This is a genomic window from Actinoplanes flavus (assembly GCF_017592555.1).
GTDB classification, from domain to species: Bacteria; Actinomycetota; Actinomycetes; order Mycobacteriales; family Micromonosporaceae; genus Actinoplanes; species Actinoplanes flavus.
Window position 1 is genome coordinate 1 of sequence record NZ_JAGFNS010000046.1, and the last position, 25,859, is coordinate 25,859.

General features: G+C 71.2%; 19 protein-coding genes. 9 read left to right on the forward strand and 10 right to left on the reverse strand.

The features are described from left to right. Positions 1–775 (forward strand): glycoside hydrolase family 26 protein (locus tag J5X75_RS40595; RefSeq protein WP_274383829.1); only part of this gene is annotated, 775 nt, incomplete at its 5' end. A gap of 61 nt (positions 776–836) precedes the next feature. Here the strand turns inward: J5X75_RS40595 and J5X75_RS40600 are convergent. From J5X75_RS40600 to J5X75_RS40610, 3 genes are all read right to left on the reverse strand, one after another. Further along, positions 837–2,906 (reverse strand): methyl-accepting chemotaxis protein, encoded by a 2,070-nt coding sequence (locus J5X75_RS40600; RefSeq protein WP_208473052.1) that lies wholly within the window; start codon positions 2,904–2,906, stop codon positions 837–839. Between the two features lie 73 nt (positions 2,907–2,979). Continuing rightward, positions 2,980–8,586, reverse strand: a complete 5,607-nt coding sequence (locus tag J5X75_RS40605; RefSeq protein WP_208473053.1) for a CLIPPER-2 domain-containing protein — start codon at positions 8,584–8,586, stop codon at positions 2,980–2,982. Positions 8,587–8,770: 184 nt separating this feature from the next. Then, entirely contained in the window at positions 8,771–9,136 is a 366-nt protein-coding gene (locus J5X75_RS40610; RefSeq protein WP_208473054.1) for an ArsR/SmtB family transcription factor, read from the reverse strand. Between the two features lie 298 nt (positions 9,137–9,434). Between J5X75_RS40610 and J5X75_RS40615 the strand changes: the two genes are divergently transcribed. Then, a complete protein-coding gene (locus tag J5X75_RS40615; protein ID WP_307798598.1) occupies positions 9,435–10,640 on the forward strand; it encodes an MFS transporter in 1,206 nt (401 codons plus the stop codon). 112 nt (positions 10,641–10,752) lie between these two features. Here J5X75_RS40615 and J5X75_RS40620 read toward each other — a convergent pair whose 3' ends face one another. Next, the gene (locus J5X75_RS40620; RefSeq protein ID WP_208473056.1) at positions 10,753–11,055 is read right to left on the reverse strand and encodes a hypothetical protein; all 303 of its coding nucleotides are present in this window, start codon (positions 11,053–11,055) and stop codon (positions 10,753–10,755) included. Between the two features lie 53 nt (positions 11,056–11,108). After that, on the reverse strand, positions 11,109–12,008 hold the full coding sequence (locus J5X75_RS40625) for an ADP-ribosylglycohydrolase family protein (RefSeq protein WP_504739694.1): 900 nt from the start codon (positions 12,006–12,008) through the stop codon (positions 11,109–11,111). 59 nt (positions 12,009–12,067) lie between these two features. Between J5X75_RS40625 and J5X75_RS40630 the strand changes: the two genes are divergently transcribed. After that, positions 12,068–12,466, forward strand: coding sequence for a VOC family protein (locus J5X75_RS40630; RefSeq protein ID WP_307798600.1), 399 nt, complete (start codon positions 12,068–12,070; stop codon positions 12,464–12,466). 84 nt (positions 12,467–12,550) lie between these two features. After that, positions 12,551–12,955 (forward strand): PPOX class F420-dependent oxidoreductase, encoded by a 405-nt coding sequence (locus J5X75_RS40635; RefSeq protein ID WP_208473059.1) that lies wholly within the window; start codon positions 12,551–12,553, stop codon positions 12,953–12,955. Here J5X75_RS40635 and J5X75_RS40640 read toward each other — a convergent pair. Both J5X75_RS40640 and J5X75_RS40645 read right to left on the reverse strand, forming a co-directional pair. After that, positions 12,920–15,397 (reverse strand): DUF4132 domain-containing protein, encoded by a 2,478-nt coding sequence (locus J5X75_RS40640; RefSeq protein WP_208473060.1) that lies wholly within the window; start codon positions 15,395–15,397, stop codon positions 12,920–12,922. The two genes, J5X75_RS40635 and J5X75_RS40640, sit on opposite strands and share 36 nt — an antisense overlap. Before the next feature lie 10 nt (positions 15,398–15,407). Then, on the reverse strand, positions 15,408–16,082 hold the full coding sequence (locus J5X75_RS40645; RefSeq protein WP_307798602.1) for a TetR/AcrR family transcriptional regulator: 675 nt from the start codon (positions 16,080–16,082) through the stop codon (positions 15,408–15,410). 53 nt (positions 16,083–16,135) lie between these two features. On the opposite strand from J5X75_RS40645, the gene J5X75_RS40650 reads away from it, so the two are divergent. From J5X75_RS40650 to J5X75_RS40670, 5 genes are all read left to right on the forward strand, one after another. Further along, positions 16,136–17,554, forward strand: a complete 1,419-nt coding sequence (locus J5X75_RS40650) for an MFS transporter (protein ID WP_208473062.1) — start codon at positions 16,136–16,138, stop codon at positions 17,552–17,554. Between the two features lie 887 nt (positions 17,555–18,441). Then, a complete protein-coding gene (locus tag J5X75_RS40655; RefSeq protein WP_238490856.1) occupies positions 18,442–19,512 on the forward strand; it encodes an ABC transporter substrate-binding protein in 1,071 nt (356 codons plus the stop codon). A gap of 28 nt (positions 19,513–19,540) precedes the next feature. After that, positions 19,541–21,052, forward strand: a complete 1,512-nt coding sequence (locus J5X75_RS40660) for a sugar ABC transporter ATP-binding protein (RefSeq protein ID WP_208473064.1) — start codon at positions 19,541–19,543, stop codon at positions 21,050–21,052. Next, positions 21,049–21,999 carry an ABC transporter permease gene (locus tag J5X75_RS40665; RefSeq protein WP_208473065.1) on the forward strand — a complete coding sequence of 317 codons (951 nt, stop codon included), beginning with the start codon at positions 21,049–21,051 and terminating at the stop codon, positions 21,997–21,999. The genes J5X75_RS40660 and J5X75_RS40665 overlap by 4 nt, the downstream gene beginning before the upstream one ends. Further along, positions 21,996–22,961: an ABC transporter permease gene (locus tag J5X75_RS40670; RefSeq protein WP_208473066.1), complete on the forward strand. Its 966-nt coding sequence runs from the start codon at positions 21,996–21,998 to the stop codon at positions 22,959–22,961. The genes J5X75_RS40665 and J5X75_RS40670 overlap by 4 nt, the downstream gene beginning before the upstream one ends. Here the strand turns inward: J5X75_RS40670 and J5X75_RS40675 are convergent. The 3 genes from J5X75_RS40675 to J5X75_RS40685 all read right to left on the reverse strand — a co-directional run bounded on the left by J5X75_RS40675 (position 22,934) and on the right by J5X75_RS40685 (position 25,450). Then, the gene (locus tag J5X75_RS40675; protein WP_208473067.1) at positions 22,934–23,203 is read right to left on the reverse strand and encodes a hypothetical protein; all 270 of its coding nucleotides are present in this window, start codon (positions 23,201–23,203) and stop codon (positions 22,934–22,936) included. The genes J5X75_RS40670 and J5X75_RS40675 overlap by 28 nt on opposite strands. 196 nt (positions 23,204–23,399) lie before the next feature. Further along, complete coding sequence (locus tag J5X75_RS40680) at positions 23,400–24,959, reverse strand: PH domain-containing protein (RefSeq protein ID WP_208473068.1); 1,560 nt, start codon at positions 24,957–24,959, stop codon at positions 23,400–23,402. Then, positions 24,956–25,450, reverse strand: a complete 495-nt coding sequence (locus J5X75_RS40685) for a PH domain-containing protein (RefSeq protein ID WP_208473069.1) — start codon at positions 25,448–25,450, stop codon at positions 24,956–24,958. The genes J5X75_RS40680 and J5X75_RS40685 overlap by 4 nt, the downstream gene beginning before the upstream one ends. Positions 25,451–25,859: the final 409 nt, after the last annotated feature.

Consider the following 25,859-nt stretch of genomic DNA (forward strand, 5'->3'; position numbering starts at 1 on the left):
AGCGTTCCCCACCAAGGCCGAGATCGCCATGACCCAGGACCCGGCCAACCCGCGGGTGCTGCTGCTCAACTGGAAGATCGCCTACGGCTCCTCGTGGGCGAAGGTCGCCAAGGGTGAGCAGGACGCTCGGATCGACGCGTTCGCCAAGCGGATCAAGGCGTACGACAAGCAGGTGTTCCTGGTGCTCAACCACGAGCCGGAGAACGACGTCAAGCCCAAGCGCGGGTCGGGCTGGGAGGCCAAGGACTTCGCCGCCATGTACCGGCACACCATCCAGCGCCTCGAAGCGCAGGGCGTCGACAACGTCGTGAACGTGATGGCGTACATGGGTAACGAGAAGTGGATGGCCCAGTCCTGGTGGAAGGACCTGTACCCGGGCGACGACGTGGTGGACTGGATCGGCCTGGACTCCTACGTCAGTGTGGAGAAGGGCTACTACCACTACGGCACGTTCGCCGACCTGCTCGACCGTAAGCCCAAGAACGGCGGCCCCGGTTTCTACCAGTGGGCGACGACCAAGCACAAGAACAAGCCGCTGATGATCGCCGAGTGGGGCGGCTACCACCGGATCGGTAAGAAGACCGACAAGTCCGCGGTCTACAACAGTGTCCTGCCGGAGCTGAAGAAGCGGCCCGCGATCAAGGCCATCGTGCACTTCGACACCAAGGCCGACGACCAGGGCAACCGCGACATCAGCATCAACAGCACCCCGGCCAGCCTCGCCTCCTTCCGCAAGCTCGCCGCCAACCCCATCTTCAACGTCAAGCTCGCCTGAGCCGACACAGCGGGCCGCCACCCCACCCCGGGGGTGGCGGCTCACTGCCATGTCCAGGTCGTCAGACGGCGGCGGCGTCGATCAGGCGGTCGGCGAAGGTGGCCAGCGACCGGGCCTGAGCATCGTCGCTGACCAGGAACTGCAGGCCGAGTTCCTGCCCGTTCTGGTGCTCCGAGGTATTGACCACCCGAGCCTGCGCGGTCAGCTCGTGGTCGCCGCTGCGCAGGTCGACGTCGAGGCTCGTGCCCTCGGCGAGCCGCTGATCCTCCGGGGCGACGCATCGCAGGCCGCCCGCGCTGACGTTGATCAGCAGCGCCTCGATCGCCGGTCGGCCGGCGGGACGCAACGTCACCTGGCCGGCGGTGGCGATCCGGTCGTGCTCGCGGCGTTCCAGATGGCTGGCCAGGTTGGCCATCTCCTCCACCCGGCCCAGCGTGGCGGTCATCTGCGCGGTCAGGCCGGCCATCAGGGTGGCCTGCTCCGCCGCCACCTCCCGCAGCGAGGTGGCGGCCTCACCCACCCCGCTGATGCCCTCGATCATCGTGGTGATGGTCTGGGACATGGCGGTGGTGTCGCGTTCCAGGTCGTGGATGGTCTGGGTGATCTGGTCGGTCGACTCGGCGGTGTTGGTGGCGAGCTGTTTCACCTCGTCGGCGACGACGGTGAAGCCGTACCCGAGATCACCGGCCCGGGCCGCTTCGATGGTCGCGTTGAGCGCCAGCAGGCGGGTCTGACCGGCGATCCCGTTGACCAGGTTCACCATCGAGGCCGCCCGGCGCAGGCTCACCTCCAGTGAGGTGATCACGTGTTCCGCCTCGCGGGCCTGGTCGACGATCGCGTTCGCGGCATGGTTGGCCACCGTGATCCGGTCGTCGATCACCTCGGAGGAGCCTTTGACTTCGCCCACCTTCTCGGTGACCTGGCGCAATTCCTCGGCGATCACCCCGGTGGACTCGTCGATGATCTCCTGGGTGCGGCGGCGGAACTGCGTCTCGGCCTGCCGCTGATGCTGGAAGCCGGCCCGCAGCTGCTGTTCCCGGGCGGTCTCCGCAGTGACCAGGGCGGCTTCCTGGTCGGCGAGCCGGTTGCGCGCCACGACCAGCGCCCGCCCGATGTCGCCCATCTCGTCGCGTCCCTCCGGCAGCGGCCGCGGGGACAGGTCGGCTCCGGCGATCGCGGTCACCGCGTCCACCGTCTGCCGTACGTCATGGTTGGTCCGCCAGAGCACCGCGACGGCACACCAGAGAGCGAGCCCGAACCCGCCGATCGAGATGCCCAGCACCACCGCGCCCTGGATCTTGTAGGTGCTGATGCGCTGGTCGATGAGCCTGCTCAGCGCGTCGTTCAGCGGTAGCACCGCGGCGGACGCCGCCTCGGCCACCCGTCCCGTGTCGGCCGGCCCTGGCTCGGCGAGTGTCGCGGTGAGCTGCTTGGACAGCTCGTCGAGCCGGTCGGCGAGAACCTGGACCGGCTCGGTGATCAGGCCGGCCAACTCGGTGTCCTCGGTGTTCGCGGTGGCGGTCGCGACGTCATTGCGGAAGATGGTGGCGCTCGTCGCCAGACGTCCGGCCAGGACCGCCTGATTGGCCACCGCGGTCAGACGGGCGGCGCCGGCGGGGACCGGCGCCTCCGTCTGGAGCGTCGTCAGCATGGTCACCGGCAACTGCACCGCCTGGGCGTGCATCACGTAGAACGAGTCCAGGTCGGGGTCGAGGGCCAGGTTCGACTCGTTGCTGATCTCGGTGACCAGTTTTGCCAGGGCGGTCGCGGTGGCGATCCGCTCGGGGAGCGAGTTGCCGCCCACCTCGGGTACGGCCGCCGCGGTCTCGGAGACTTCCAGATCCGGATGGGCGTCCGCGGCGGCGCGGACGGCGGCCAGATCGGGCTCACGGCCGGCGGCCGTGTCGGTGAGCGCCACCAGCACCGGGCGCAGCACCTCGGAACCATCCCGTTCCCGGGTGCTGAACAGGATGCTGGACGAGTTCACCGCCGTGTACATGCCGGTGGCCAGGGCGCCGGGCACCAGCAGGGCGAGAACGACGACACCCAGCCGGGTCGCTGTCCGGATCCGGTCGGTGATCCGCAGCATCGGCCGCAGCATCACGGGTGGTTTTCCGGCGTCCCCCGCCATGCTGTGTCCACCTTTCCCGACATGTCCAGCTACCACCCGTTTATACGGCAGCTGCGATTACCTGTCCGGCGTTTCACCTGCTCCCGGGCCGTTGCCGCACGGCGTGCGGAGTGCACCGGCGCTGCCGGGCGGCGGCGGTGAGCGCCAGCCCGAGGGCGGTCAGCGTCAGCGCGGCAAGGGCCGTCGCGGTCGCGGGCGCGCCGGTGACGGGCAGGCCGGGCGTGGCCGCGGTCACGGCTCGTGATCGGTTGGTCTGTTGCTGGTCGCCGGAGGGCGAGGTGCCGGTGGCGGTGGCGACGTTGACGACCTTCCGTGCCGCCACGTCGCCGTCGGTCACCCGGTAGGTCGCGGCGCACACGGTGGAGCGGCCGGGCGCCAGCCGGCCGGCCGGGCAGGTGACGGACCGAACCCGGGAGTCCGTGACGGTCACGTCGGTCAGCGTGACGTTCCCGGTGTTCGTGACCCGGAACGTGTACCGGATTCGTTCACCGGTGTTGGCCAGCCGGTCGGTGTTGGCATCGACCAGGTGCGCCTCCTTGGCGATGGTCATGGCCGGCGCCCGCGTGGTGGGTAGGGTGGTCTGCGCGGGCTGGCTGCGCACCGTGCGGCCGGCCGCCGCGGTGCCCCGCGCGACGGCGGTGTTGTAGACGGCGCCGGCGTCGATATCGCGCTGGCCGACGCGGTGAGTGGCGTGGCAGACGACGACGGCGCGCGGCGCGAGCACGGTGGCCGGGCAGACCACCGTACCGATCGGGTCGTCGATGAGGGCGATGCCGGTCAGGGTGACGTTGCCGCTGTTCGTGACGGTGTAGGTGTACCGGACGGTCTCGCCGGGTTCCGCGACGCCGGTGCGGTTCGCGTCCCGCAGATCGCCGGTCTTGGCCAGGTCGATCGACGGTGTCGCCGCCACGGTCTCGATGTCGTGCCGCGCGAGTGGGCTGTGGATGTCCGGCCCGGCCATGGGCGTACCCCTGGCGAACGCCTCGTTGTGCACGGCTCCGGCGTCGACGTCGGCCTGGGTCACCGTGTAGCTCGCGGTGCAGGTCATCGTCGCGCCCGGGGCGAGCGAGCCGCCCGGGCAGTCGACCACGCTGATCCGGGAGTCGTCGACGGTGACGCCGGTGACCGTGACCTCACCGTTGTTGGTGACGACGAAGGTGTAGTCGACGGTGCGGCCCACGTCGGCGAGTTCGGCGACGGCATCGGGGCCGGGCGGGCCGAGCACGTGCTTCTTGCTCAGCACGAGCCCCTGCGGCGGGATGTCGGCGAGGATGTCGTGCACGGCACGGTGGCTGGCCGTCGTACCGGTGGGGGTGTTCGCCCGGGCGGTCGCCTCGTTGTGGACGACACCGGCGAGTACGTCGGCAGCGGTGACCGTGTACCTGGCGGTGCACCGGCGGGAGGTCGCCGGCGGGAGGGGGCCGGGCGGGCAGGTGATCGGGGCCGCCTGGGGATCGTCCACGGTGAGGCCGGTGAGCGTCGTGCCACCGCGGTTGGTCACGGTGTAGATGTAGTCCACGGTCTCGCCCTCGTCGGCCACCCCGTCGCCGTCCGCGTCGTCGAGCACGCCGGACTTGTCGAGGCCGAGGCCGGACGGGCGCGGCGCGGTGTCGACGTCCACGGTCGCGGTGTTGCTGGTGACCGTGCCGGGCAGTACGGACGTCGCCGTGGCGTGCGCCGTGTTGCGTACCACGCCGGCGTTCACATCGGCCTGGGTGACCGGGTAGGGGGCGGCGGTGCAGGTCATCGACCGGCCCGGCAGCAGCGCCGCCGGTGGTGGGCACGTCACCGGCCCGGCCACCGGATCGGACACCGTGATGCCGTTGGCGGTGACGGTGCCGGTGTTGGTCACGGTGAACCGGTACGTGATGGTGCCGGCCGGGCCACCGCCGCTGTCGAGCGATCCGTTCTTCCGCAGCGCGAGGCCGGCCACGGGGGTGTTGGTGGCCACGTTCGCATCGACCGCGGGGCTGACCACGTCGCTGCCGTCGAACGGGTCGGTGCCGTGCGCGGTGGCGCTGTTGTGGATCTCATGTGCGGCGATGTCGGCGGAGATGACCAGGTGGTCGCCGGTGCAGGTGGCGCTCGCCCCGGGAGCGAGGGAGGCGGCACAGGTGATCGTGCCGAGCCGCGAGTCGTCGACCGTGACGTTGCCGATGGTGACCGTGCCCCGGTTGGTGACGGTGAAGGTGTAGCGGATCGTCTCGCCGACGTCGGCCAGCGCGTTCGGGGTGGCGTTCTCCCGCAGGGTGGCCGTCTTGGTCAGCGCGAGGGCGCTGCTGTGGTTGGCCTGCAACTCGGCGGTGGCGGTGTGTGACACCGGTGCGTTGCCGGGGTCCAGCGCCTGGACCGTGGCGGTGTTCCGGGCCTTCGCGCCGACCCGGTCCACGTCGGCCTGGGTGACCACGTGGGGTGCGGCGGTGCAGGTCATGGTGTTGGGCGCGGCCGGGCTCAGCGTGGTCGACGGGCAGGTGACCGTTCCGAGCTTCGGGTCGGTGACCTTGATGGCGTGCAGGGTGGTGTTGCCGGCGTTGGTGACCTCGAAGGCGAAGGTGATCCGTTCGCCGACGTCGGCCAGGCCGTTGTCGTCGGTGTCGCCGAGCGTGGGCCGTTTGACGAGCACGATCGCGGCGGCGTTCTTCGGCGTCGGAACGTCCGTGCTCGCCGTGCTGGTCACGTCGGGTCCGGCCGGTGGGGTGCCGCGGGCCGTGGCCTCGTTGTGCGCGGCGTCGAGGTCGACATCCGCCTGGACCACGGTGTAGGTCCGGGAGCCGCAGATCATCTGCGCGTTCGGTGCCAGCGTGCTGGCCGGGCAGGTGACCGTCCCCACCTTGGTGTCGATGACCTGTACGCCGGTCAGCGGCGCGTTGCCGGTGTTGCGGACCCCGAACGCGTAGACGATCCGTTCGCCGAGGTCGGCGACGGCGTCGCCGTCGGTGTCGGTGAGGGTCGCCGTCTTCTTGATCAGGATCGAGGGTGCGTACACCGGGGTGGGCACGTTCGCCGTGGCCGGCTGGCTGCTGACCGCCGGTCCGGTGGGCGGCGAGGCGGTGGCCGTGGCCTGGTTGTGTACCGCGTCGGCGACCACGTCGGCGACGGTCACCGTGTAGGCGGCCGAGCAGACTGCTGTGGCGCCCGGCGGCAGTGCCGCGGTGGGGCAGGTCACCGGCCCCACCTTGGGGTCCGAGACGGCGACGGAGGTCAGCGTGACGTTGCCGGCGTTGTGGACCCGGAACTGGTAGGCGATCCGCTCGCCGGCGTCCGCGAGGCCGTCGCCGTCGGTGTCGGTGAGCGTCGCCGTCTTGGTCAGTGCCAGCGCCGGCCGGCGGGCCGGGGTCGGGGTGTCGGTCGTCGCCGGTGCGCTGACGGTGACCGGCCCGCTCGACGGCGTACCCCTGGCGGTCGCGCTGTTGTGGAGCACGCCCGCGTCGATGTCCGACTGGCGGACGGTGTACTGCCGGGTGCAGGTCACCGCGGCGCCCGGGGCGAGGGTGGTGGCCGGGCAGGTCACCGGGCCGACCTTGGGGTCGGTCACGCCGACCGCGGTGAGGCCGGTGTTCCCGGTGTTGGTCAGGGTGAAGGTGTACGTGACGGTCTCGCCGGTGTCGGCGAGACCGTTGCCGTTGGCATCGGTCAGGGTGGCGGTCTTCCCGAGACCGATGCCCGGTGCGTACACCGGGGTCGGGGTGCGGGTCTCGGCCGGCACGCTCGTGACGACCGTGCCGGAGGGCGCGGTGCCGGCGGCGGTGGCGACGTTGTGCACGTCATCGGCGGCGACATCGGCGTCCCGGACGGTGTAGCTGGCGGTGCACCGGACCTGGGCGGCCGGGGCGAGCGTGGTCACGGGGCAGGCGACGGTGCCGGTCTTCGGGTCGGTGACGGCGACCGCGGTCAGGGTGACGTTGCCGGTGTTGCGGACCGTGAAGGTGTAGTCGATCCGTTCGCCGAGGTCGGCGAGCGCGTTCGCGTTGCCGTCCACCAGCGCGGCCGTCTTGGCCAGGGTGAGCGAGACCGCCGGCGCCGGGGTGGGGGTGTCGGTGGTCGCCGGGGCGCTGACGACGGCGCCACCGGCGGGTGGGGTGCCGCGTGCGGTGGCCGAGTTGTGGACGACCCCGGTGTCCGCGTCGGCCTGGGTGACGGTGTACGCCACCGTGCAGGTGGTCGGCGCGCCCGGGGCCAGGGTCGTGGCCGCGCAGGTGACCGTGCCGGTCTTCGGGTCGGTGACCCCGACGCCGGTGAGCGGGACGTTGCCGGTGTTGGTCACCCGGAAGGTGTAGTCGATGCGCTCACCCGGCTGGGCCAGCCCGTCGCCACTGGTGTCCGCCAGCGCCGCGGTCTTGGTCAGGGTCAGCGACGGGGTGGCGGTGATCGGGACGGTCACGGTCGACGGGCCCGAGCTGACGCCGCCGTCGGCGGTGGCGGTCGCCGTGTTGCGGTAGGTGGGGCTCAGGGCCTCCGCCGCGGTGATGACGTGGCTGCCCGTGCAGACCATCTGGCTGTTCGGGTCGCCGGCCGCGGTCAGCGTGGTGCGCGGGCAGGTGATGCCGCTGACTCCCGGGTCGGTGACCTGGACGCCGGTCAGCTGCGCGACGCTGGTGTTGACCACCACGAACTCGTAGGGCACCCGGTCGCCGGGGCCGTAGGAGGCCGGTTGGGTGATGCTCCGGTCGACCTGCTTCGTCAGGCTCAGCGCGCCGAGCGGCACGACACTGTTGATCACCATGTCGCGGATCAGGTGCACGTCGGTCGCTCCGCCGGTGCTCGCGGCGAAACCGAACTTGTAGGTCGAGGGCGCGTCCCTGGTCGCCGTGCGGGACAGTACGGTACGGAAACCCGCGCCGTCGTTGAAATCGACTTCGACGGTCAGGGTGGGCCGCAGGCCGGGGCTGACCGTGATCCGTACCGGCCGGGCCGCCGCCGCGGGCCCGGACGCGCTGCGCAGGGACGCGGGCAGGGTCGAGGCGTTGCCCGCCGTGCTGCTCGTCACGTAGCAGTAACCGGTGGTTCCCTCGCCCGGCCCGCGGAGGGTCACCGTGTTGGGGATGCGGCCGAACGGGGACGGGCTGGCGCATCCGGCGCCCTTGCCGAAGTTGTCGGCGACGAAGTTGCCGTGGGCGTCGAACCCCACGCCGAAATAGGCTCCGTGCACGCCCGGGGCCCCGTGCTGCTGCGCGTATCCCAGCGACCCGCCGGGCGCGCCCACACTGGTCAGTTCGGTGGATCCGTCGGTGAGGAAGAACGCGATGCCGTCCGCCGCGCTGCCCGCGTACTGGTATTGGGTGAAGGTGACGACCAGGCCGCCGCTGGCGGGCAGCGGACGGTTGTAGACGATGCCGCCCGCGCGGTTGTTCGTGGTGTCGGTCAGTTGCAGGTAGCCGGGCAGCGTTCCGGTCTGCGGGGCGCGGTTGGTCAGGGCGCAGCGGGCCAGCCCGGATCGGCCCGCCGGTGCGCTCGGGGACGACGCGCCGGTCAGGCAGGCGTCGTTGAGCGGCAGAACGCCCGGATCGGCGACCGACGCGCCCCGGAAGCTCTCGTCGAACAGTCGCGAACCGGTCGCCGCCTGCGCCGGCGTGACCCGCACGACCAGACCGGCCGCCACCGTCACGGCCAGCAGCAGAGTCGCCCCCGACGCCGCCCCGAGCCGTCGGCACACCGGCACCGTGTGCTCACGCCATCCCACCAAGGCCCCCGCGGAATAGAACGCTTATTCTGCGTGAATACGACCGAAGCATATGTAACGGGGAATCTTCCGACTCGGGATATCGAAAACCGGCATCCGTACCCGACCGTGCCCGGTCTTACCGCCGTGGAGATCAGCTTCGGTCGACCAGCCCTCGGGCTGAACGGGAAATCGGCGCTTCCCGTCAGGTGGTGACGTCGTCGACGGCGAGCAGTGCCGACAGTTGCCGCATCAGTTCGGGCCGGGCGCGGTAGTAGACCCAGCTCGCACGTCGTTCGCCGTTGATCAGGCCGGCTTCGCGCAGCACTTTGAGGTGGTGCGAGATGGTCGTACCGGAAATGGTGAACGCCGGGGTGAGATCGCAGACGCAGATCTCGCCACCCGGGGCCGACGCGATCATCGACATCAGCTGGAGCCGGATCGGGTCGCCGAGTGCCTTGAACGCCACCGAGAGGGTGGCGGCCGCGGGGGCGGGGATGCGCTGTTGCGCCATCGGCGCGCAGCAGGGCGCCTGCGGGTCGGGGGATGACGCGACCGATGGGTTCGACATTCGTCGAGGTTGACAGATATCGAAGCCGCGTGCAAGCGTGGCTTCGACGGGCATCGGATTCGAAGACTATCGAATCAGGCTCGGCTCGATCTCGACCACGACGAGGAGTGCCCGCGATGAGCAGTGACCCTTCGACCGCTGTTCTGGCCGATGCCGGGCAGGATCCGGGCTGCGGCACCACCGAGCAGGCCGCCGCGGCCGGCGGCTGTCGCGCGTGACCCTACCCTCCCCGCCGCCGACGCCCGCCGGCCTCCGCGTCGATGGGCGCCGGACGGCACCGCCGAACACTCGTACGCTGGTGGCCGTCCTGGCGATCACCCAGACCGTCGGCTACGGGGTCCTCTACTACGCCTTCGCCGTCCTGCTCACCCCCACCGCCGCCGACCTGGACACCTCCGCCACCGCCGTCACCGGCGCGCACACCGCCTCGATCCTCGTGGCCGCGGCGCTGGCCGTACCGATCGGCCGCCGCCTCGACCGGTACGGTGGCCGCGCCCTCATGACGTGCGGCTCCCTGCTCGGGACCGTGCTGCTGCTGGCGTGGTCCCGCGTCGACCAGGTGTGGCAGCTGTACCTCGTGCAGATCGGCATCGGCATCGCCTCGGCGGCCAGCCTCTACGAGGCGGCATTCGCGGTGATCATCGCCTGCCACCGGCCGGAACGGCGGTCGGGGGCACTGTTGGCGCTCACCGTGGTGGCCGGATTCGCCGGAACCATCTTCCTGCCCCTCACCGGCTGGCTGGTCGACCGGCACGGCTGGCGCACCGCTCTACTGATCCTCGCCGCCGTCCACGCCGTCACCGCACCGCTGCACGCCGCCGTCGTCCGCCGGCCACCGAACACCAGCCACCACCCCGCCCACCAGCCCGACGACCCAGGCATTCCACCGGCCGCCGCCCGCTCACCGGTCCGCGCCGCCCTGGCCGACCGCGGGTTCTGGCTGCTCGCCGCGGGATTCACCGCTCACACCGCCGCGATCAGCGCCTACACCGTCCTGCTGATCGCCGCCCTCATCGCCTGGGGGCACCCGCCCGCCTTCGCCGCCGCCATCGCCGGACTGACCGGCGTGCTGTCCGTCACCGGACGGCTCATCACCACCGGCCTGCGACGGCGGTACCGCACCACCACGATCACCGCCGTCGTCTTCGCCGTCCAGGCGGTCGCGGCGCTGGCGCTTCCCCTCACCGCGACCGGCATCGGCGGTGCGATCGTGGCCGTCGTCGGGTTCGGCCTCGGCTTCGGCGTCGCCACCATCGCCAAACCCGTCATCCTCGCCGAACGCTACGACATCCGCCGCTACGCCACCCTTGCCGGTGTGCTCGTCGCCCCGACGACCCTCGCCAAAGCCTGCGCCCCACTGGCCGCCGCCACGCTGCACGCCGCCACCGGCTCGTACACGCCCGTACTCGTGGCCGTCGCCGTCTGCTGTGGCATCGCCGCGACAGCGATCGCGGCCTGCTCGGGAAAAGCGCCACCGGCACGCGCCCGGCGACTGTCCGAATAGCTGCCGATCTTGTCCCGCTGGCCGTCAGCGCTCCGCTGTCGGCCGTACCGGTGGCGGGCGATTTCGCCGTGCCGCCCGCCACCGGGCCGGCGTGCCCGGAACCGGTCGCCGCTCAGAACTGGTCGGTGGTGTCCAGCTTGCGGTAGAAGGAGATCTCCGGCGGGCCCTGGACGCCGGCCGCCTGCATGATCCGTGGGATGTCCGGCTGATTGTCGAAGAACTCCTGGAACGTGGCCTCGTCCGGCCACTCGTCGATCACCAGGACCTCACCGTCACGGCCGGCGAAGGTGTGCCGGACGGCGCCGGCCTCCCTACCCAGCCGGGCGATCTCGTTCAACGTGTCGGCGTGGGTCCTGGCGGTCTCCTCGACGGCGGCCGGGTCGGCCTTGAGACGAAGGATCATGATGACGGGCATGTACTGACCTCCGGATTCTTCGCGGTAGGTCAGATATATCGGATCGCGGCCGGTTACTGACCGGGGTTCATCACCAGGGGTGACGGGAGCGGCTCGCAGGCGGTCAGCCACGCTTCGGGCACCCCGGCCAGACCGGTACGGGCCGCCACGATCCCGCCGACGATGGCGCACGTGGTGTCGACGTCACCGCCGGCCAGCGCGGTCGCCCACAGCGCCTCGGTCAGGTCACCGGAGTGGGCGGCGGCGCACCAGATCGCGTACGGAACGGTGTCCGCGGCCGAGATCAGCGACCCGCACCCGACCGTCCCGGCCACATGGCGCGGATCGGCCGACAGCGCGAACCGGGACGCCCGCCGCAGCCGCGACGCCACCTCACCGTCCGGCACCCGGGCGGCGACCGCCTCGATCAGCTCCTCGCCCGGGACGCCGCGCACGGTCAGCGCCGCCGCGACCGCGACCGCCACGGCACCGGCCGTCGCCTCCGGATGCGCGTGGGTCACCTCCGCCGACCGGGCCGCCTCGGCCACCACCGTGTCCAGATCGTCGGCGAACCAGGCGCCGAGCGGCGCCACCCGCATCGCCGCGCCGTTGCCCCACGAGCCCATCCCGTCGAACTGGCGCCGCGTCACCACGGACCACGGCTCACCGTCGCCGATCGCCCGCAACACGTCGTGCATCGAGGCCCCGTAACACCGGTACGGGTCGGCCGCGTACGCCCCGGCGAACTCGGCGGCCAGCGCGTCCTGGTCGACGCGGCCGTGCCGGTCCAGGATCCGCAGCAGCGACAACGCCATCGCGGTGTCGTCGGTCCACAACCACGGACCGTCCTTGAGCTGCCGCTCCAGCAGCGCGGTCTCCAGCGTCCCGGCGGGACGGAAGAACCACGTCTCGCCGAACGCGTCACCCAGCGTGAGCCCGCGCATCGATGCCACTGCCGCCGTCCTATTTGCCACGCCGACATCGTTCCCGGCACCGTGCGCGATGCCAACCGAGATTCGCCTACGCTGCCCGGGTGCAGATCGATCTCGTCGCCCTGATCGTGGACGAGTACGACCCGGCGATCGCCTTCTTCACCGGAGTGCTCGGGTTCGACCTCGTCGAGGACTCACCGTCGCTCACCAACGACGGCCGGCCGAAACGGTGGGTGGTGGTCCGCCCGCCCGGCGCGCAGACCGGTCTGCTGCTGGCACGCGCCGACGGGGAGCGGCAGAGCGCGGCCGTCGGCGACCAGGCGGCCGGGCGGGTCGGATTCTTCCTGCGGACCGACGACTTCGACGCCACCTACCGGCGGATGGTCGACGCCGGTGTCACCTTCGTGCGGGAGCCGCGCACCGAGGCGTACGGGAAGGTCGCGGTCTTCCTCGACATCGCCGGCAACCGGTGGGACCTGCTGAGCGGGCCTCCGCGGTGAAAGGGAGACTTCTCGTGCACCTATCGGAATACGGTGGTTGACGCCGCTGTTGGCCAGCGGCGGAACAACCACAAAGGAGAACAGATGACCACCGCAGCCGCCATCATCCCCGACGAGCTTCGCGACCTGCTGGAACGGCCGCTCTTCGCCGACCTGGCGACCGTCCGGGAAGACGGCACCCCCCAGAACAACCCCATGTGGTACGCCTGGGACGGCGAGTTCATCCGCTTCACCCACACGAACTTCCGCCGCAAGTTCAAGAACATCACCGCGAACCCGGCGGTGGCGATCTCGATCATCGACCCGGAGAACCCGTACCGCTACATCGAGGTCCGTGGCGTGGTCGAGCGGGTCGACCCGGACCCGACCGGCGGCTTCTTCGTGGAGCTGGCCAAGCGCTACAACGCCCCCTTCGGCACCGACGCCCCGAAGGACGCGCCGAACCGGGTCGTCCTAGTCGTCCGCCCCACCTTCGTCGGCGGGCACTGACACCCCCAGCGCGCTGAGCTGCGCCAGGATCGACGGGTCGGTGATCTTCTCGTCCTCGGCCAGCAGCAGGATCTTGCTGAGGATCACGCTGGTCATCCGGTCCTCGTCGGCGAACGGCAGGAACAGCCGCCGATGAGCGGTCGCGCCGAACCGGGCCGGCACCACACACAGGTAGCCGCCCGGTTCGACGTGAATACTGCCGCTGGTGAGATGCACCCGGTAGGTGGCCCGGCCGCCGCGCACCACGGCCGACGAACCCTCCACGGTGACCCGGGACAGTCTCAGGGCGGCGATCAGCGTGGTCAGGATCTGCGCCCGGCTCGCGGCCTGCGGCGCCGACTCCCACGGGACCGTGCCGGCGACCGACACCACCAGGTCCAGGTCGCGCATGACCTCGGAGAACACGACGGCGGGCACCTCGTCGAGCGGCACCGGCTTGCCGTCGGCGAGGAACCGGACACCGTCCACCAGGACGTCGCCCATGCCGAAGTAGCCGTGGAACTCCGCGGTCAGCGCGGCGGTGAAGGCTCCCGCCGGCCGGGTGGCCTGATGGTCGGCGTACTGACTGTCGACGCTCCAGCCCCGCCCGGACAGCAACTGGGCGGCGACCCGGCCCTCCACGGTCTGGCCCGCGAAACGCCACGACACGTCACCCGACTCGCGTTCGGCCGGCGTCAGCGCGTACACCTCCCGGAAAACCTGTTTGACCGGCTGCTGAAGCCGCCGTCGCATGATCTCCGCCTGCCAGGCCGCGAGGGTCCCGTCCGTGAGCAGCTCGACCGGGTGGACCGCGGTCACCGGGCCGCCGGCATCGACGTCGTCGAGCAGGCCGACCGTGCCGGTGGCGTCGCGCCAGAGCAGGGACGGCAGCATCGCGGCGCCGGCCGGCAGGCTCCGCAGCCGGGCCAGCTCGTCCGGCTGGAGCGTCCGCCCGGCCGCGACGAGCCGCTCCACCAGCCCGGCGCGCATCCGCCGGGCCTGATCCCGCAGCAGCTCCTGATGCTCGCGCAACTCCTGATAGCCCGGATCGGCGCGGACCGTGGCCGGCACCGACTTGAGCGGCTTCCCGGCCCGGCTCACCGCCAGCACCGGATCGGCCCCGTCGAAGCGAAGGTCCACGCGGTACTCCCCGCAGTCCACCCCGGACGGCGCCCGCGATGCCAGGGCCGCCTCGCAGTCCCACTCCAGCAGGGCCGGCTCCGGCACACCGGCCACCTGCGCCAGATGGTCGAGGGCGATCGCGATCGCGGCGGCGTGACTGTGCCGCCTGTTCGGCCCCAGCTTGACGCCCTTCTTCGCGGACGCGCGCAGCGCCAGATAGCGGTCGAGGACCGTCTCGCCGGGAGCGAGCGGCAGCATCCCGAACGCGGCGATGCCCTGCAACGCGTTGTGCTTCACCCGCTTCTCGATGGCGGCCCGGTTGTCGCCGAGCACCGCCGACACCATTTCGCTGGGCTGCAACTCCAGCAGGCGCCGCGCGTTCTCCGCTCCCGCCTCGTCGATCGCGGCCAGCAACACGGCCCGGTCGTGCCGCACCGCCTCGTGCTCGGGTGTCGCCAGGATCAGGCGCAGCAGAGGAGCGGCGCTCGCCAGCCCGAACAGCGTGAGCAGCCGCTCGTCCTTCCGCCAGCCCCACACCCGGCGCCGGTCCTCGACCGGCCGTTCTTTCAGCAGGGCGACGAGCGTCACCGTCTCGTCGGCGGTCAGCTCGGCGGCGCCGAGGTGAGCGGCGATCCGGGGGTCGCCCGTCCAGTCCAGCGCCGCCCGCACGAACCGCAGCCCCCGTGGCGGGATCCCCTTGGGCAGATCGTCCCAGTCCGGTGGCCCGGGCGCCGAGATCAGCTCCCAGACCAGCGCGTCCACGCGGTCGAGCACCGTGCCGGCGCACGCCGCCCGGGGTGGGCCGGCCACGGCGCGGTCCAGGTAGAGGTCGTCGGCGATGGCCCGGTCGACGACGGGCAGGTCCAGCCGGCCGGCCTCGTGGAGGGCGTCGAGCACCCGCACCGTCGGCGGCCGGGACAGGTCACCGAGCGGGCTGAGCACGAGCAGCCGCAGCAGGGCCGGGTCGGAGGTGTCCGGGACGAGCTGGTCGAAATACATCCGGTGGCGTGGGTCGCGGCCGAGCAGCGTCGCGAGCAGGGCGTGGCGGTGCGGGGTCGGCCACGGCCCGGACAGCAGCGACGCCAGGTCGGCGGTGGCGTCGACCGGGAACGCGGCGTCGTAGATCTCGTCCAGCTCGGTGACGATGTCGTCCAGGAACCGTCGCAGGTTGCCGATGGTGTGACGCTCGCCGCGTTTCAACCGCAGCCGGATCTCCTCGGCCAGCTCGCGCAGCACGGTTGGGTCCGTGGTGTGCCGTGCCCGCTCGGTGAGGCGGGACAGCACCTCACGCTCGGCGCGGACGATGTCCGCATACTCCTCGGGGACGAGCCACTGAACCATGGCCGGGAGATTAGCCCTCGGGTACGACAAAACCGTTGAGCAGCCCGTCGACCAGCGCCCGCAGTCCGGTCCGGTAGGTGTCCTGCGCGGCGAGGGCCCGCCACCGGTCGCCGATGGCCGCCAGCGTCGGGGTGCGGGCCGGGTCGAATCCGGTGAAGTCGACATCCCGCAGCGCCGTCCGCCCGCCCGCCGAGTGGATCCGCACCAGCAGTTCGCCGACCGTGTAGTACCAGACGCTGCGGAACACGTGGACGGCCTGCTCGCGGGTGCAGCCGCAGTCCACGGCGCCGGCCACGATGGTCTCCACCATGCCGGTCAGCGGCTCGCCGACCAGCCCGAGCAGACCGTCGGTGGTGACCACCTCGGCGGCCCACGGCCAGGCGGCGAGCGCGTCGTGCATGGTGGCCGCGGTGACGATCATCCGTTCCCGTGGGTCGTCCGGCAGGTCGGGGCGGGGGATCTGGGCCGCGTACTCGCTCAGCATCAGCAGCAGCAGGTCCTGCTTGTCGCGGACGTGGTGGTAGAGGGTCGTCGTCCCGATGCCGAGCTCGGCGGCGAGCCGCCGGACGGTGAGCCGCTCCCAGCCGTCCTGGTCGATGAGGCGGGCGGCGGCGGCCATGATCTGCGCGCGGGAGGTCACCGGAGGGCGGCCGGTGCGGCCGGTCGATGCGTCGGTTCGGGGCACGGACCCATCTTCGGCCATTCCCTGCGACGGGGGTTCACTGCTACTTTCGGAACATGTTCCGAAAATCGCCTCTCGCCGCTGTCGCCGTCGTGCAGTTCATGGTGTCGCTGGATCTGTCGGTGGTTAACGTCGGACTTCCGCGCATCGCCGACGGGCTCGGATTCAGCCCGCTCGGCCTGACCTGGGTCATCCACGCCTACGCCCTCACCTTCGGCGGGCTCCTGCTGCTCGGCGGTAAAGCCGCCGACCGCTACGGCCGGAAACGGGTGCTGCTGGCCGGTCTCGCCGGCTTCGCCCTCGCCTGCCTCGCCGGCGGCCTCGCCCAGAGCCCCGGCCAGCTCGTCGCCGCCCGCGCCGCCCAGGGCATCGGCGCCGCGGCCGTCGCCCCGGCCGCGCTGGCCCTGCTCACCGCCGCCTTCCCGGCCGGGCGGCCGCGGGTCCGCGCGTTCGGCGTGTGGAGCGCCATGAACGCGGCCGGCGGCGCCCTCGGCGTCCTCGTCGGCGGCGTCCTCACCGAGTACGCCGGATGGCGCTGGACCATGTTCATCAGCGTCCCGATGGCCGCCGTCGCCTACGCCCTGGCCTGGCGCGTCGACACCGACCGGCCGCCCGCGCCCGGCACCCGTCCCGACGTGCTCGGCGCGATCCTGGCGACCGCCGGGATGACGCTGCTCGTATTCGGCGTCGTCCGGACCGACCGGCACGGCTGGACCTCGGCGGTCACCCTGACCACGCTGGCCGTCGCGGTCGCGCTGCTGGCCGCGTTCGTGGCCGTCGAACGGACCACCACCCGCGACCCGCTGATCCGGTTCGAGCTGCTCGCCAACCGGTCGGTGGCCGGGGCGAACGGCTACAACCTGTTGGTCGGCGCGGCGATGGCCGCCGCCTTCTACTTCGCGTCGCTCTACCTGCAACGGGTTCTGGACATCGGGCCCGCCCTGGCCGGGGCCATGTTCCTGCCGTTCTCACTCGGCGTGGTGGCCGGATCGGTGCTCGCCGTCAAACTCGGTTACCGGGTCGCGCCGCGCGCCCTGCTCGTCGCCGGCGGGTTGCTGACTGCCGCCGGCTTCGCCTGGTTCAGCCGGATCAGCCCGGACGGGGCCTTCACCACCGACGTCCTCGGGCCGTCGATCGTCGCCAGCGTCGGCTTCGGACTCTGCCTCGCCCCGGTCGTCTCCACCGCGACCGCCGGAGTTCCGCCGGAGCAGGCCGGGACGGCGTCCGGGCTGCTCAACAGCTCCCGCCAGATCGGCGCGTCGCTCGGCCTCGCCGCCCTCGGCACGGCGGCCCAGCACCGCACGGGTGACGTCGACACCGCGGCGGCGCTCACCGACGGGTACGCCCTGGCATTCACCATCAGCGCCACCCTGCTGCTCACCGCGGTCTTCGTCGCGGTCACCGTCCTGCCCCGGAATCCCGCCACCGGCAACCCGATGCGCTCACCGACGAAACGAACCGAGCCGGCCAGGTAGCACGCGGCACACGCCACATCCGCCGAAGGACGTCTGATCTACCCACGACGTGGCCGTCCGCCCGGACTCATCCGTCCGCGACGTGACTGCCCGCCCGGACTCATCCGCGGTCATTCTGGCCAGAGCCGAGGGTGCCGCGCGTTGTCTGGATCAGCCCTGTCATGGCCGTTCTGGCTAGAGACTTTTCCGGTCAGGGTGGGATGTTGCGTGTCCCGCACTCGCTAGAGGCCGCGATCTTGGGTGCTTTGCTACCGGATGCGGTGGTGGATCGTTCAGGATCGGCTCGTTGACGGGTGCGGGTGGTGCCGCTCGCTGGCTCTCTGTCCGCGCTGGCTCATGTGTCCGGCGCCGGCTCATGTGCCCCGCACCGGCTCAGGTGCCCGGCCGTTGCGCATGAAAGTTTCGGCTGGCGGTGGGGCTGTTTGAAACGAGTTCGAACAGCCCCACCGCCAGCCGGACCGTGTCCACGAGGCCGGTGGGCGCGCTACGGCCGGGGCAGGGCCCGGGCTCGCGAGCCCTGCCGGGCTGCTCGGTCGGATGGAACGGACCTGCGTGGCGAGGTTCAGCTTCTGATGAGCGAGGCCCAGATGCGGCCACCGGCGGGGAGGCCGCCGCCCTGACGATCAACGGGGTTCGAAATTTGGTGTTGGTTTGCGATTGTTCGCGTTCACTATTGGTGCGCCGGGTTGCCGGTAAGGGCCAGGAAAACCGGTGGGTAGAGCGTGTCCAGAACGCGCTGACCAGCAGCGCAGCGGCGGCACCGAAGGGCCGGTTCCGGAATCTGAATGTATTGACAAGGTTACTAACTGGTGCCTAGATATGTTCATCTGTGATTGAAAACGTCTCAGCGCTCACGCTTAGCTGTTCAGTTTTGGGGAGTCATGTTGATGAAGTCTGCCCACCGCCGGGTGGCGGTCGCCGCCCTCGCCGCCACCTGCGTCCTGTCCGGCTGCGCCAAGTCGGAGGAGGAGCCGGCCACCACCGGCGCCGGCGCGGCACCGGCCGCCTCGCAGGTCGTGCAGTCGGCCGCCCCGGGCGCCGCCACCTGCACGATCGATCAGCACGGCGGCGAGAAGATCGATCTCAAGACGGCGAAGGTCGGCTTCTCGCAGTCGGAGAAGGAGGCGAACCCGTTCCGGATCGCCGAAACCCAGTCGATCAAGGACGAGGCCGCCAAGCTCGGCATCACCCAGTTGACGACGGCCAATGCGAATTCGCAGTTCAACAAGCAGATCAGTGACGTCGAGCAGATGATCGACGCGGGCGTGCAGCTGCTGATCATCGCGCCGCTGAACTCCGATGGCTGGGATTCGGTGTTCGCCAAGGCTTCGGCCAAGAAGATCCCGATCGTGACCATCGACCGGAAGATCAACGCGGCCGCCTGCAAGGACTACCTGACCTTCATCGGCTCCGATTTCGCCGAGCAGGGCAAGCGCGCCGCCGACGAGATGGCCAAGGCGCTCGGCAACAAGGGCGAGGTGGCGATCCTGCTGGGTGCGCCCGGCAACAACGTGACCACGCTGCGGACCAGCGGTTTCAAGGACCAGATGGCGAAGATCGCCCCGGACATCAAGATCACCTTCGAGCAGACCGGCAACTTCTCCCGCGAGGAGGGCCAGAAGGTCGCCGAGCAGCTGCTCCAGTCCAAGCCGAACATCAACGGCATCTATGGCGAGAACGACGAGATGGCTCTCGGCGCGGTCACCGCGCTCAAGGGCGCCGGCAAGAAGCCCGGCGACGTCAAGATCGTGTCGATCGACGGCACCAAGGGCGCGGTCCAGGGCATCGTCGACGGCTGGATCTCGGCGGTCATCGAATCGAACCCGCGGTTCGGCCCGCTCGCCTTCTCCACGGCGGGCGACTTCTTCGGCGGCAAGCCGGTCGGCCAGGACATCATCATCGCCGACCGCTCCTACGACGAGAGCAACGCCAAGTCCGACCTGGCCAGCGCTTACTGATCCCGATCAGAACCAAGGAGAGGTACGCGTGACGCTGCTCGAAGTGGCCGGCGTGTCCAAGGTCTTCCCCGGGGTGCGGGCGCTCGACGACGTGTCGTTCGCGCTGCGGCCCGGGGAGGTCCACGCGCTGGTCGGTGAGAACGGCGCCGGCAAATCCACCCTGATCAAGGTGCTCACCGGCGTCTACCGTCCGGACGCCGGTGAGCTCCGCTACCAGGGAGAGCCGGTGTCCTTCGCGACGCCGATGGACGCCCAGCGGGCCGGCATCTCGACCATCTACCAGGAGGTCAACCTCATCCCGCTGATGAGCGTGGCCCAGAACCTGTTCCTCGGCCGCGAGCCGCGCACCACCCTCGGCCTGGTCGACCGTGCCCGGATGGACCGCGAGGCCCGCGACATCCTGGCCGGATACGGGGTCACCACCGATGTTCGCGCCAGACTCGGCTCGCTGCCGCTCGGCGCCCAGCAGATGGTGGCCCTGGCCTGCGCCGTCATGATCGACGCCAAGGTCGTCGTCATGGACGAGCCCACCTCGTCACTGGAGCCCCGCGAGGTGGAGACCCTCTTCGGCGTCATCCAGGACCTGCACGAACGCGGCATCGGGATTATCTACGTCTCGCACCGGATGGACGAGCTCTACCGGATCTGCGACACCGTCACCATCCTGCGCGACGGAAAACTGGTGCACACCGGCAGACTCGCCGACCTGGAACGGGTCCGCCTGGTCGCGCTGATGCTCGGCCGCGAGGTCTCCGACGTACGCCGGGAAGGGTTCACCGTGTTCAGCGGCGACCATGCGGCGGCCGACGACACCCCGGTCCTGCGCGTGTCCGGGCTCAGCAGCCGCAACCGGCTGCACGACATCAGCTTCGGCGTGCGCCCCGGCGAGGTCGTCGGGCTCGGTGGCCTGCTCGGCGCCGGCCGCAGCGAGACCATCAAGGCGATCGCCGGCGCCTACCCGGTCGACAGGGGCGAGATCGAGGTGGACGGCGCGCCGCTACGCCACCCGACCACGGTCAAGGCGGTCGCCGCCGGCATCGCGGTGCAACCCGAGGACCGCAAGGCCGAGGGCATCATCCCCGGTCTGTCCATCCGGGAGAACATCGCGCTGTCCATCCTGCCCCGGATGTCGACCTTCGGCCTGGTCTCGGACGCGAAGATCGACGAGGTCGTGGACCGGTTCATGAAGCGGCTCCGGATCAAGGCGGCCGGCCCGCACCAGCGGGTCGGCGACCTGTCCGGCGGCAACCAGCAGAAGGTGCTGCTCGCCCGGCTTCTCGCCACCGGCCCCAAGGTGCTGCTGCTGGACGAACCCACCCGCGGCATCGACGTCGGCGCCAAGGCCGAGGTGCAGGCGCTCATCGACGAACTCGCCGCCGAAGGACTCGGCGTCGTGCTCGTCTCCTCCGACGCCGAGGAACTCGTCGAAGGCTCCGGCCGGGTCGTCGTCCTCCGCGACGGCGCCGTCGTCGGCGTCCTGACCGGCGACGACGTCACCACCGAGAGCCTGCTCGCCACGATCGCGGAGGCCGGCGCATGACCACGCTCACCCTCACCACACCCCGTCGCGCCGACTGGTTGCCGAAGTACGGCGTCTATCTCGCCATCGCCGCGCTGATCGTCTACAACGCGGCCTTCACCCCGTACTTCCTCACCGTCAGCAACCTGCGCATCCAGCTCATCCAGGTCGCCCCGATCATCATCGTGGCGCTCGGCATGGCGCTGGTGATCGGCACCGAGGGCATCGACCTCTCGGTCGGCGCGGTGATGGCCCTGGTGGCGGCTCTCATACCCCTCTATCTGGGGTACGGGGTGATCGCGGCCGTCATCGTCTCGCTGCTCGCCGGCGTGGCGGTCGGCCTGATCAACGGCGCCCTGGTCGCGAAGGTGGGCCTGCAACCGATCGTCGCCACCCTCGCCCTCTTCGTCGGCGGCCGCGGCCTGGCCGTGGTCATCTCCGACGGGCAGCTCAAGGACATCCGCAACGCCGACCTCATCTACCTGGGCTCCGGCGACCTGCTCGGCATCCCGGTGCTGGTGTGGACCGCCGCCCTGGCCATCCTGGTCGTGGCGTTCACCGTCCGGCGAACCGTCTTCGGCCGCCGCCTTCTCGCCATCGGCGGCAACCGGCCCGCCGCCGAACTCGCCGGGCTCCCGGTCCAGCGTGTCCTGATCACCGTCTACGTGCTGTGCGCGGTTCTCGCCGCGATCGCCGGACTGCTGTCGGTCGGCCGGATCCAGTCGAGCGACGCCTCCTCGATCGGCCTGCTCATCGAACTGTCCGCGATCACCGCGGTGGTCGTCGGCGGCACCCCGTTGACCGGCGGGCGGGTACGGGTGCTCGGCACGGTCGCCGGCGCCGTCCTGATGCAGCTCGTGATCGCCACCATGATCAAGAACAACCTGCCGCCGTCCACCACCGAGATGGTGCAGGCGGCCATCATCCTCGTCGCCGTCTACGCGGCCCGGGAAAGGAAGACCAGGTGACCGTACTGGCCGTCGCCCAACGCCGGGCCGGGCACGCCTTCCAGCGGCAGGGCGCCCTCGCGGTGCTGGCCGTCGTGGTGCTGATCGCGCTCGCCGCGTTCCCGAACTTCCGCAGCCCCGACAACGCCGCCACCATCCTGGTCGCGGCCGCCCCACCGATGCTGATCGCGCTCGGCATGACCTTCGTGATCATCACGGGCGGTATCGACCTGTCGGTCGGGTCACTCTACGTGCTCGGCGGGGTCCTCGCCTCCTGGGCCTCCCAGTACGGTTTCGTCGCCGCGATCGCCGTGCCGCTCGCCGTCTGCGGGGCGATCGGGCTGCTCAACGGGGCGCTGATCGCGTACACCGGAATGGCGCCGTTCATCGTCACGCTGGCCGCCCTGCTCGGCGCCCGCGGGCTGATGCGCGCGGTCAGTGACGAGGGCTCCACCACCTACATCGTCCAGAACGACGCCTTCCACACCCTCGGCACCGGCTCCCTGCTCGGCATCGGCAACCAGGTGTGGCTGGTCGCGATCATCGTGCTCCTCGGCATGGTGGTGCTGTCCCGCACACGGTTCGGCAACGCCGTGTACGCGGTGGGCGGCAGCGAGGACGCCGCCGCGCTCATGGGCGTCGCGGTACGGCGTACCAGAATCGGGGTCTATGTCTTGTCGGGGTTGCTGGCCGGACTGGCCGGAACCATCAACGCCGCCAAACTCGGGTCAGGAGTCACCGTCCTGGGAGCGGGCATGGAACTCGACGCCATCGCCGCCGTCGTGATCGGCGGGACGCTGCTCACCGGCGGTGCGGGCACCATCGCCGGAACCGTGGCCGGAGTGCTGCTGCTCGGCGTCATCCAGAACCTGATCAACCAGGTCGGCGACCTGAACAGCAACTGGCAGCAGGTGATCAGCGGCGCGTTCCTGGCGCTGGTCGTCGTCGCCCAGACCTATCTGGTACGCCTGCGCCGCACGTAGCGGGACAGGTTCCGCTCCATGATCGACAGAGTCGAGCACCGCGCGCGCGGATGAGCGCCCTCGTCACCCACGCTCTCCGGCTCCACCAGCCGCATCCGGACGAGGCGGCCCACCGCTCGCATGTGCCGGGGCCGGGCGACCGCAGTCTCGAGGGTGCCGACGTGGCCGAGATCCTCGACCGGCACCTCCATGAGCCCGGCACGCTGGCCGGTGCGTTTCACGGCGTCTACGTCCCCATCCATCCCCACGAGCACATCGGCGCGGCAGCGGCCCGGGCCGATCCAAAACGGGTGCGCCGCACCGGCCGATGGCTGGTGCGGCACGGCACCGACCGCTGTGCCGTCACGGTGGGCCTGGCCCTGCTGGCGGCCGGCGACCACCCCGGGCGACATCCCGCTGATCCAGACCATCGGGCTGCTGTCCGAGCGGTTCGGGCCACTACGAATGGTTCGCCGAGACCGTGGCCGCGCGGTCGGGGCTGCCGGACTTCTCCGCGTAGTCGTCGAGGACGAAGGCGGCGGCCAGGTCCGGTGTCGCCTTCGTGATGAATGTCAGGGCCTGCTCCTCGCTCATGTCCGGGGACTCGTAGTGCCGTTCCCCGGCCGCCGTCGCCACACCCACCGTCATCCGGCCACCCCAGCGCTGGAAGATCGACTGTTGCACCGTCCAGCCGATCACCGCCCGCCGCTGCAACGCGACCGTGCGGCGGTGGCGGATTCCACGGCGTACCACCAGATAAGCGCCGTCGACCGCGTGACCCAGGGAGCGATAGGCCACCACGGCGAGGGGGATCGCCGCCGGGATCAGCGCCAGCGGCAGCAGCCACCACCATCCGGGCAGCACCCCGGTCAGGGTGAACACCAGCATCGCCGCGGACACCAGCGCCGGACCGTAGACCGCCGCGCCGAGCCGCCGGGTCAGCGCGCCCCGCGGATGCCGGGTCAGCGCGGCCTCCAGCGGGCGGGCCCCGTCCGGAAGGATCCGCGCCGCCAGACGATGGGCCTCGGCCAGGCGGATCCGTGGCAGGATGTCGCCGCCGGTGGCCTCGCCGGCCGCCGCGCCCAGACCCGACGACAGCACCTTCGTCCGGGCCAGCCGCAGCCAGCGCCACACCAGCGGCTCGTCCACGGCGATGCCGCGCATCCGGGAGTCGGTGCGCTGCACGGTCCGGGTGTTGAGCAGCCCGCGCCGGGTCACCAGTGCCGTGTCCGGGGCGGTTCCGGTGCGGGCCAGCTGGAAGTTGCCGTTCTCCAGCAGGAACGCGACGGTCGTCGCGATCACCCCGAGCGGGTACGCGATGAGCAGCACCAGGGCGATGTTGGCCACCGGCCCGCGACCGTCCCAGCCGATCAGGTCACGGCCCAGTTCGGGCAGGTCGACGCCGAGCGCCCGCAGCAGCCAGTTCAGGCCGAACAGCGGCCCGGCGATGGCGAAGACGGCCCACACCGACACCACGTTCAGCGGGATCCAGGAGCGGTGGAACCGGGCGATGACGGTCTCCGCCGGGCGCTCCGGCGCCGGGGCGGCGCCGTCCGCATCCGGTGCCGCCCCGGCGATGACGGCCGAGGACGAGCCGGGCATCAGCTCGTGCTGGACCAGGGTGGCGTGCCGGTGGTCGAGGGCGTCCAGCTTGAACGACGACTCCGTCTCGCCCGATCCGATGTGCACGGTCCGCAGCCCGAGCAGCCGCTGGAGCAGCCGCGCGGAACTGTCCACGCTGCGGATCCGGTCCCGGCCGACGGTACGGTGCTTGCGGGACAGCCAGCCGGTGCGCATCTCCACCCGCTCCGGCGTGATCCGGTAGCGGGTGGTCTGCCAGCGCCGCAGATCCAGCAGCGCGGTCAGCAGGCCACCGCAGGCGCCGGCCACCAGCGCCCACACCGGCTCATCGCTCACCACGATGCCCAGATAGCCGGTGGCCAACGAGATCACGACACGGATCAGATCGAGCCAGACGACCCGTACGCTGAGCCGCCGCCAACCCTCCTCAGCGGTCACGTGGCGTCACCGGGGGTCATGCCGGTCACCTCACGCAACCGGTCGACGGTCTCCTCGGCGACCTTCGCGTCCACGCCCTCGATCGTGATCGTGCCCTCGGACGAGGCGGTGGTCACGGTGATCGAGGCGAGGCCCAGCCAGCGCTGCAACGGCCCGATCTCGGTGTCGATGCTCTGGATCCGGGAGATCGGCACCACCTTCCACTCCCTGGTCAGCCAGCCGGACAGCGCGTAAACGGCGTCCTCGGTGGCCTCCCAGCGATGCGTGCGGTAACGGGCGTACGGCATCACCGTGATGTTCACCGCGTAGGTCACGGCGACGGCCAGGATCACCGGTCCCAGATAGGGGCGGGTGATCTCGGCGTACCCCCAGACGGCACCGAGCGTGCCCAGCACGCCGATGGACCAGACGACGGCCTGGAGTGTCCGCCAGGTGATGAACCGGCGATCCAGCCGGTGCCGCGGCGGGCGCAGGGTGAGTGAGGCCTCCATGCGCCCATGGTGACGGGTTCCGGCCACCCGGCCGTCCGCCCGCTTCTCGCCGGGCCGGAACCCGGTGGTCGGCGCCCCCCCCCCGCCCCCCCCCCGGGGGGGGGGGGCCCCCCCCCCGCGGCGCCCCCGCCCGGGGGGGCCGCGCGGCTCCCCCGGGGGATCTCGGCGACCTCGTCGACCCGGGCCAGGAGCCGGGCTCTGTCCTCGTCCGTGGCGGGGGAGCGCACCTCCGCCCGGTACGTGATGCCGTCGGACGTCCAGTTCGCCGTGTCGTATCCGCCGGAGGCGCTCACGCGGACCCCGTCGAACGCCCGTCGCATCCGCTGGGGGTGAGGTCCGCTGGGTGGGGTCAGCACCACCATGGAGCGGGAGCCTGCCCCATCGTGCCCGGGCGCGGATCGCGAAAGGC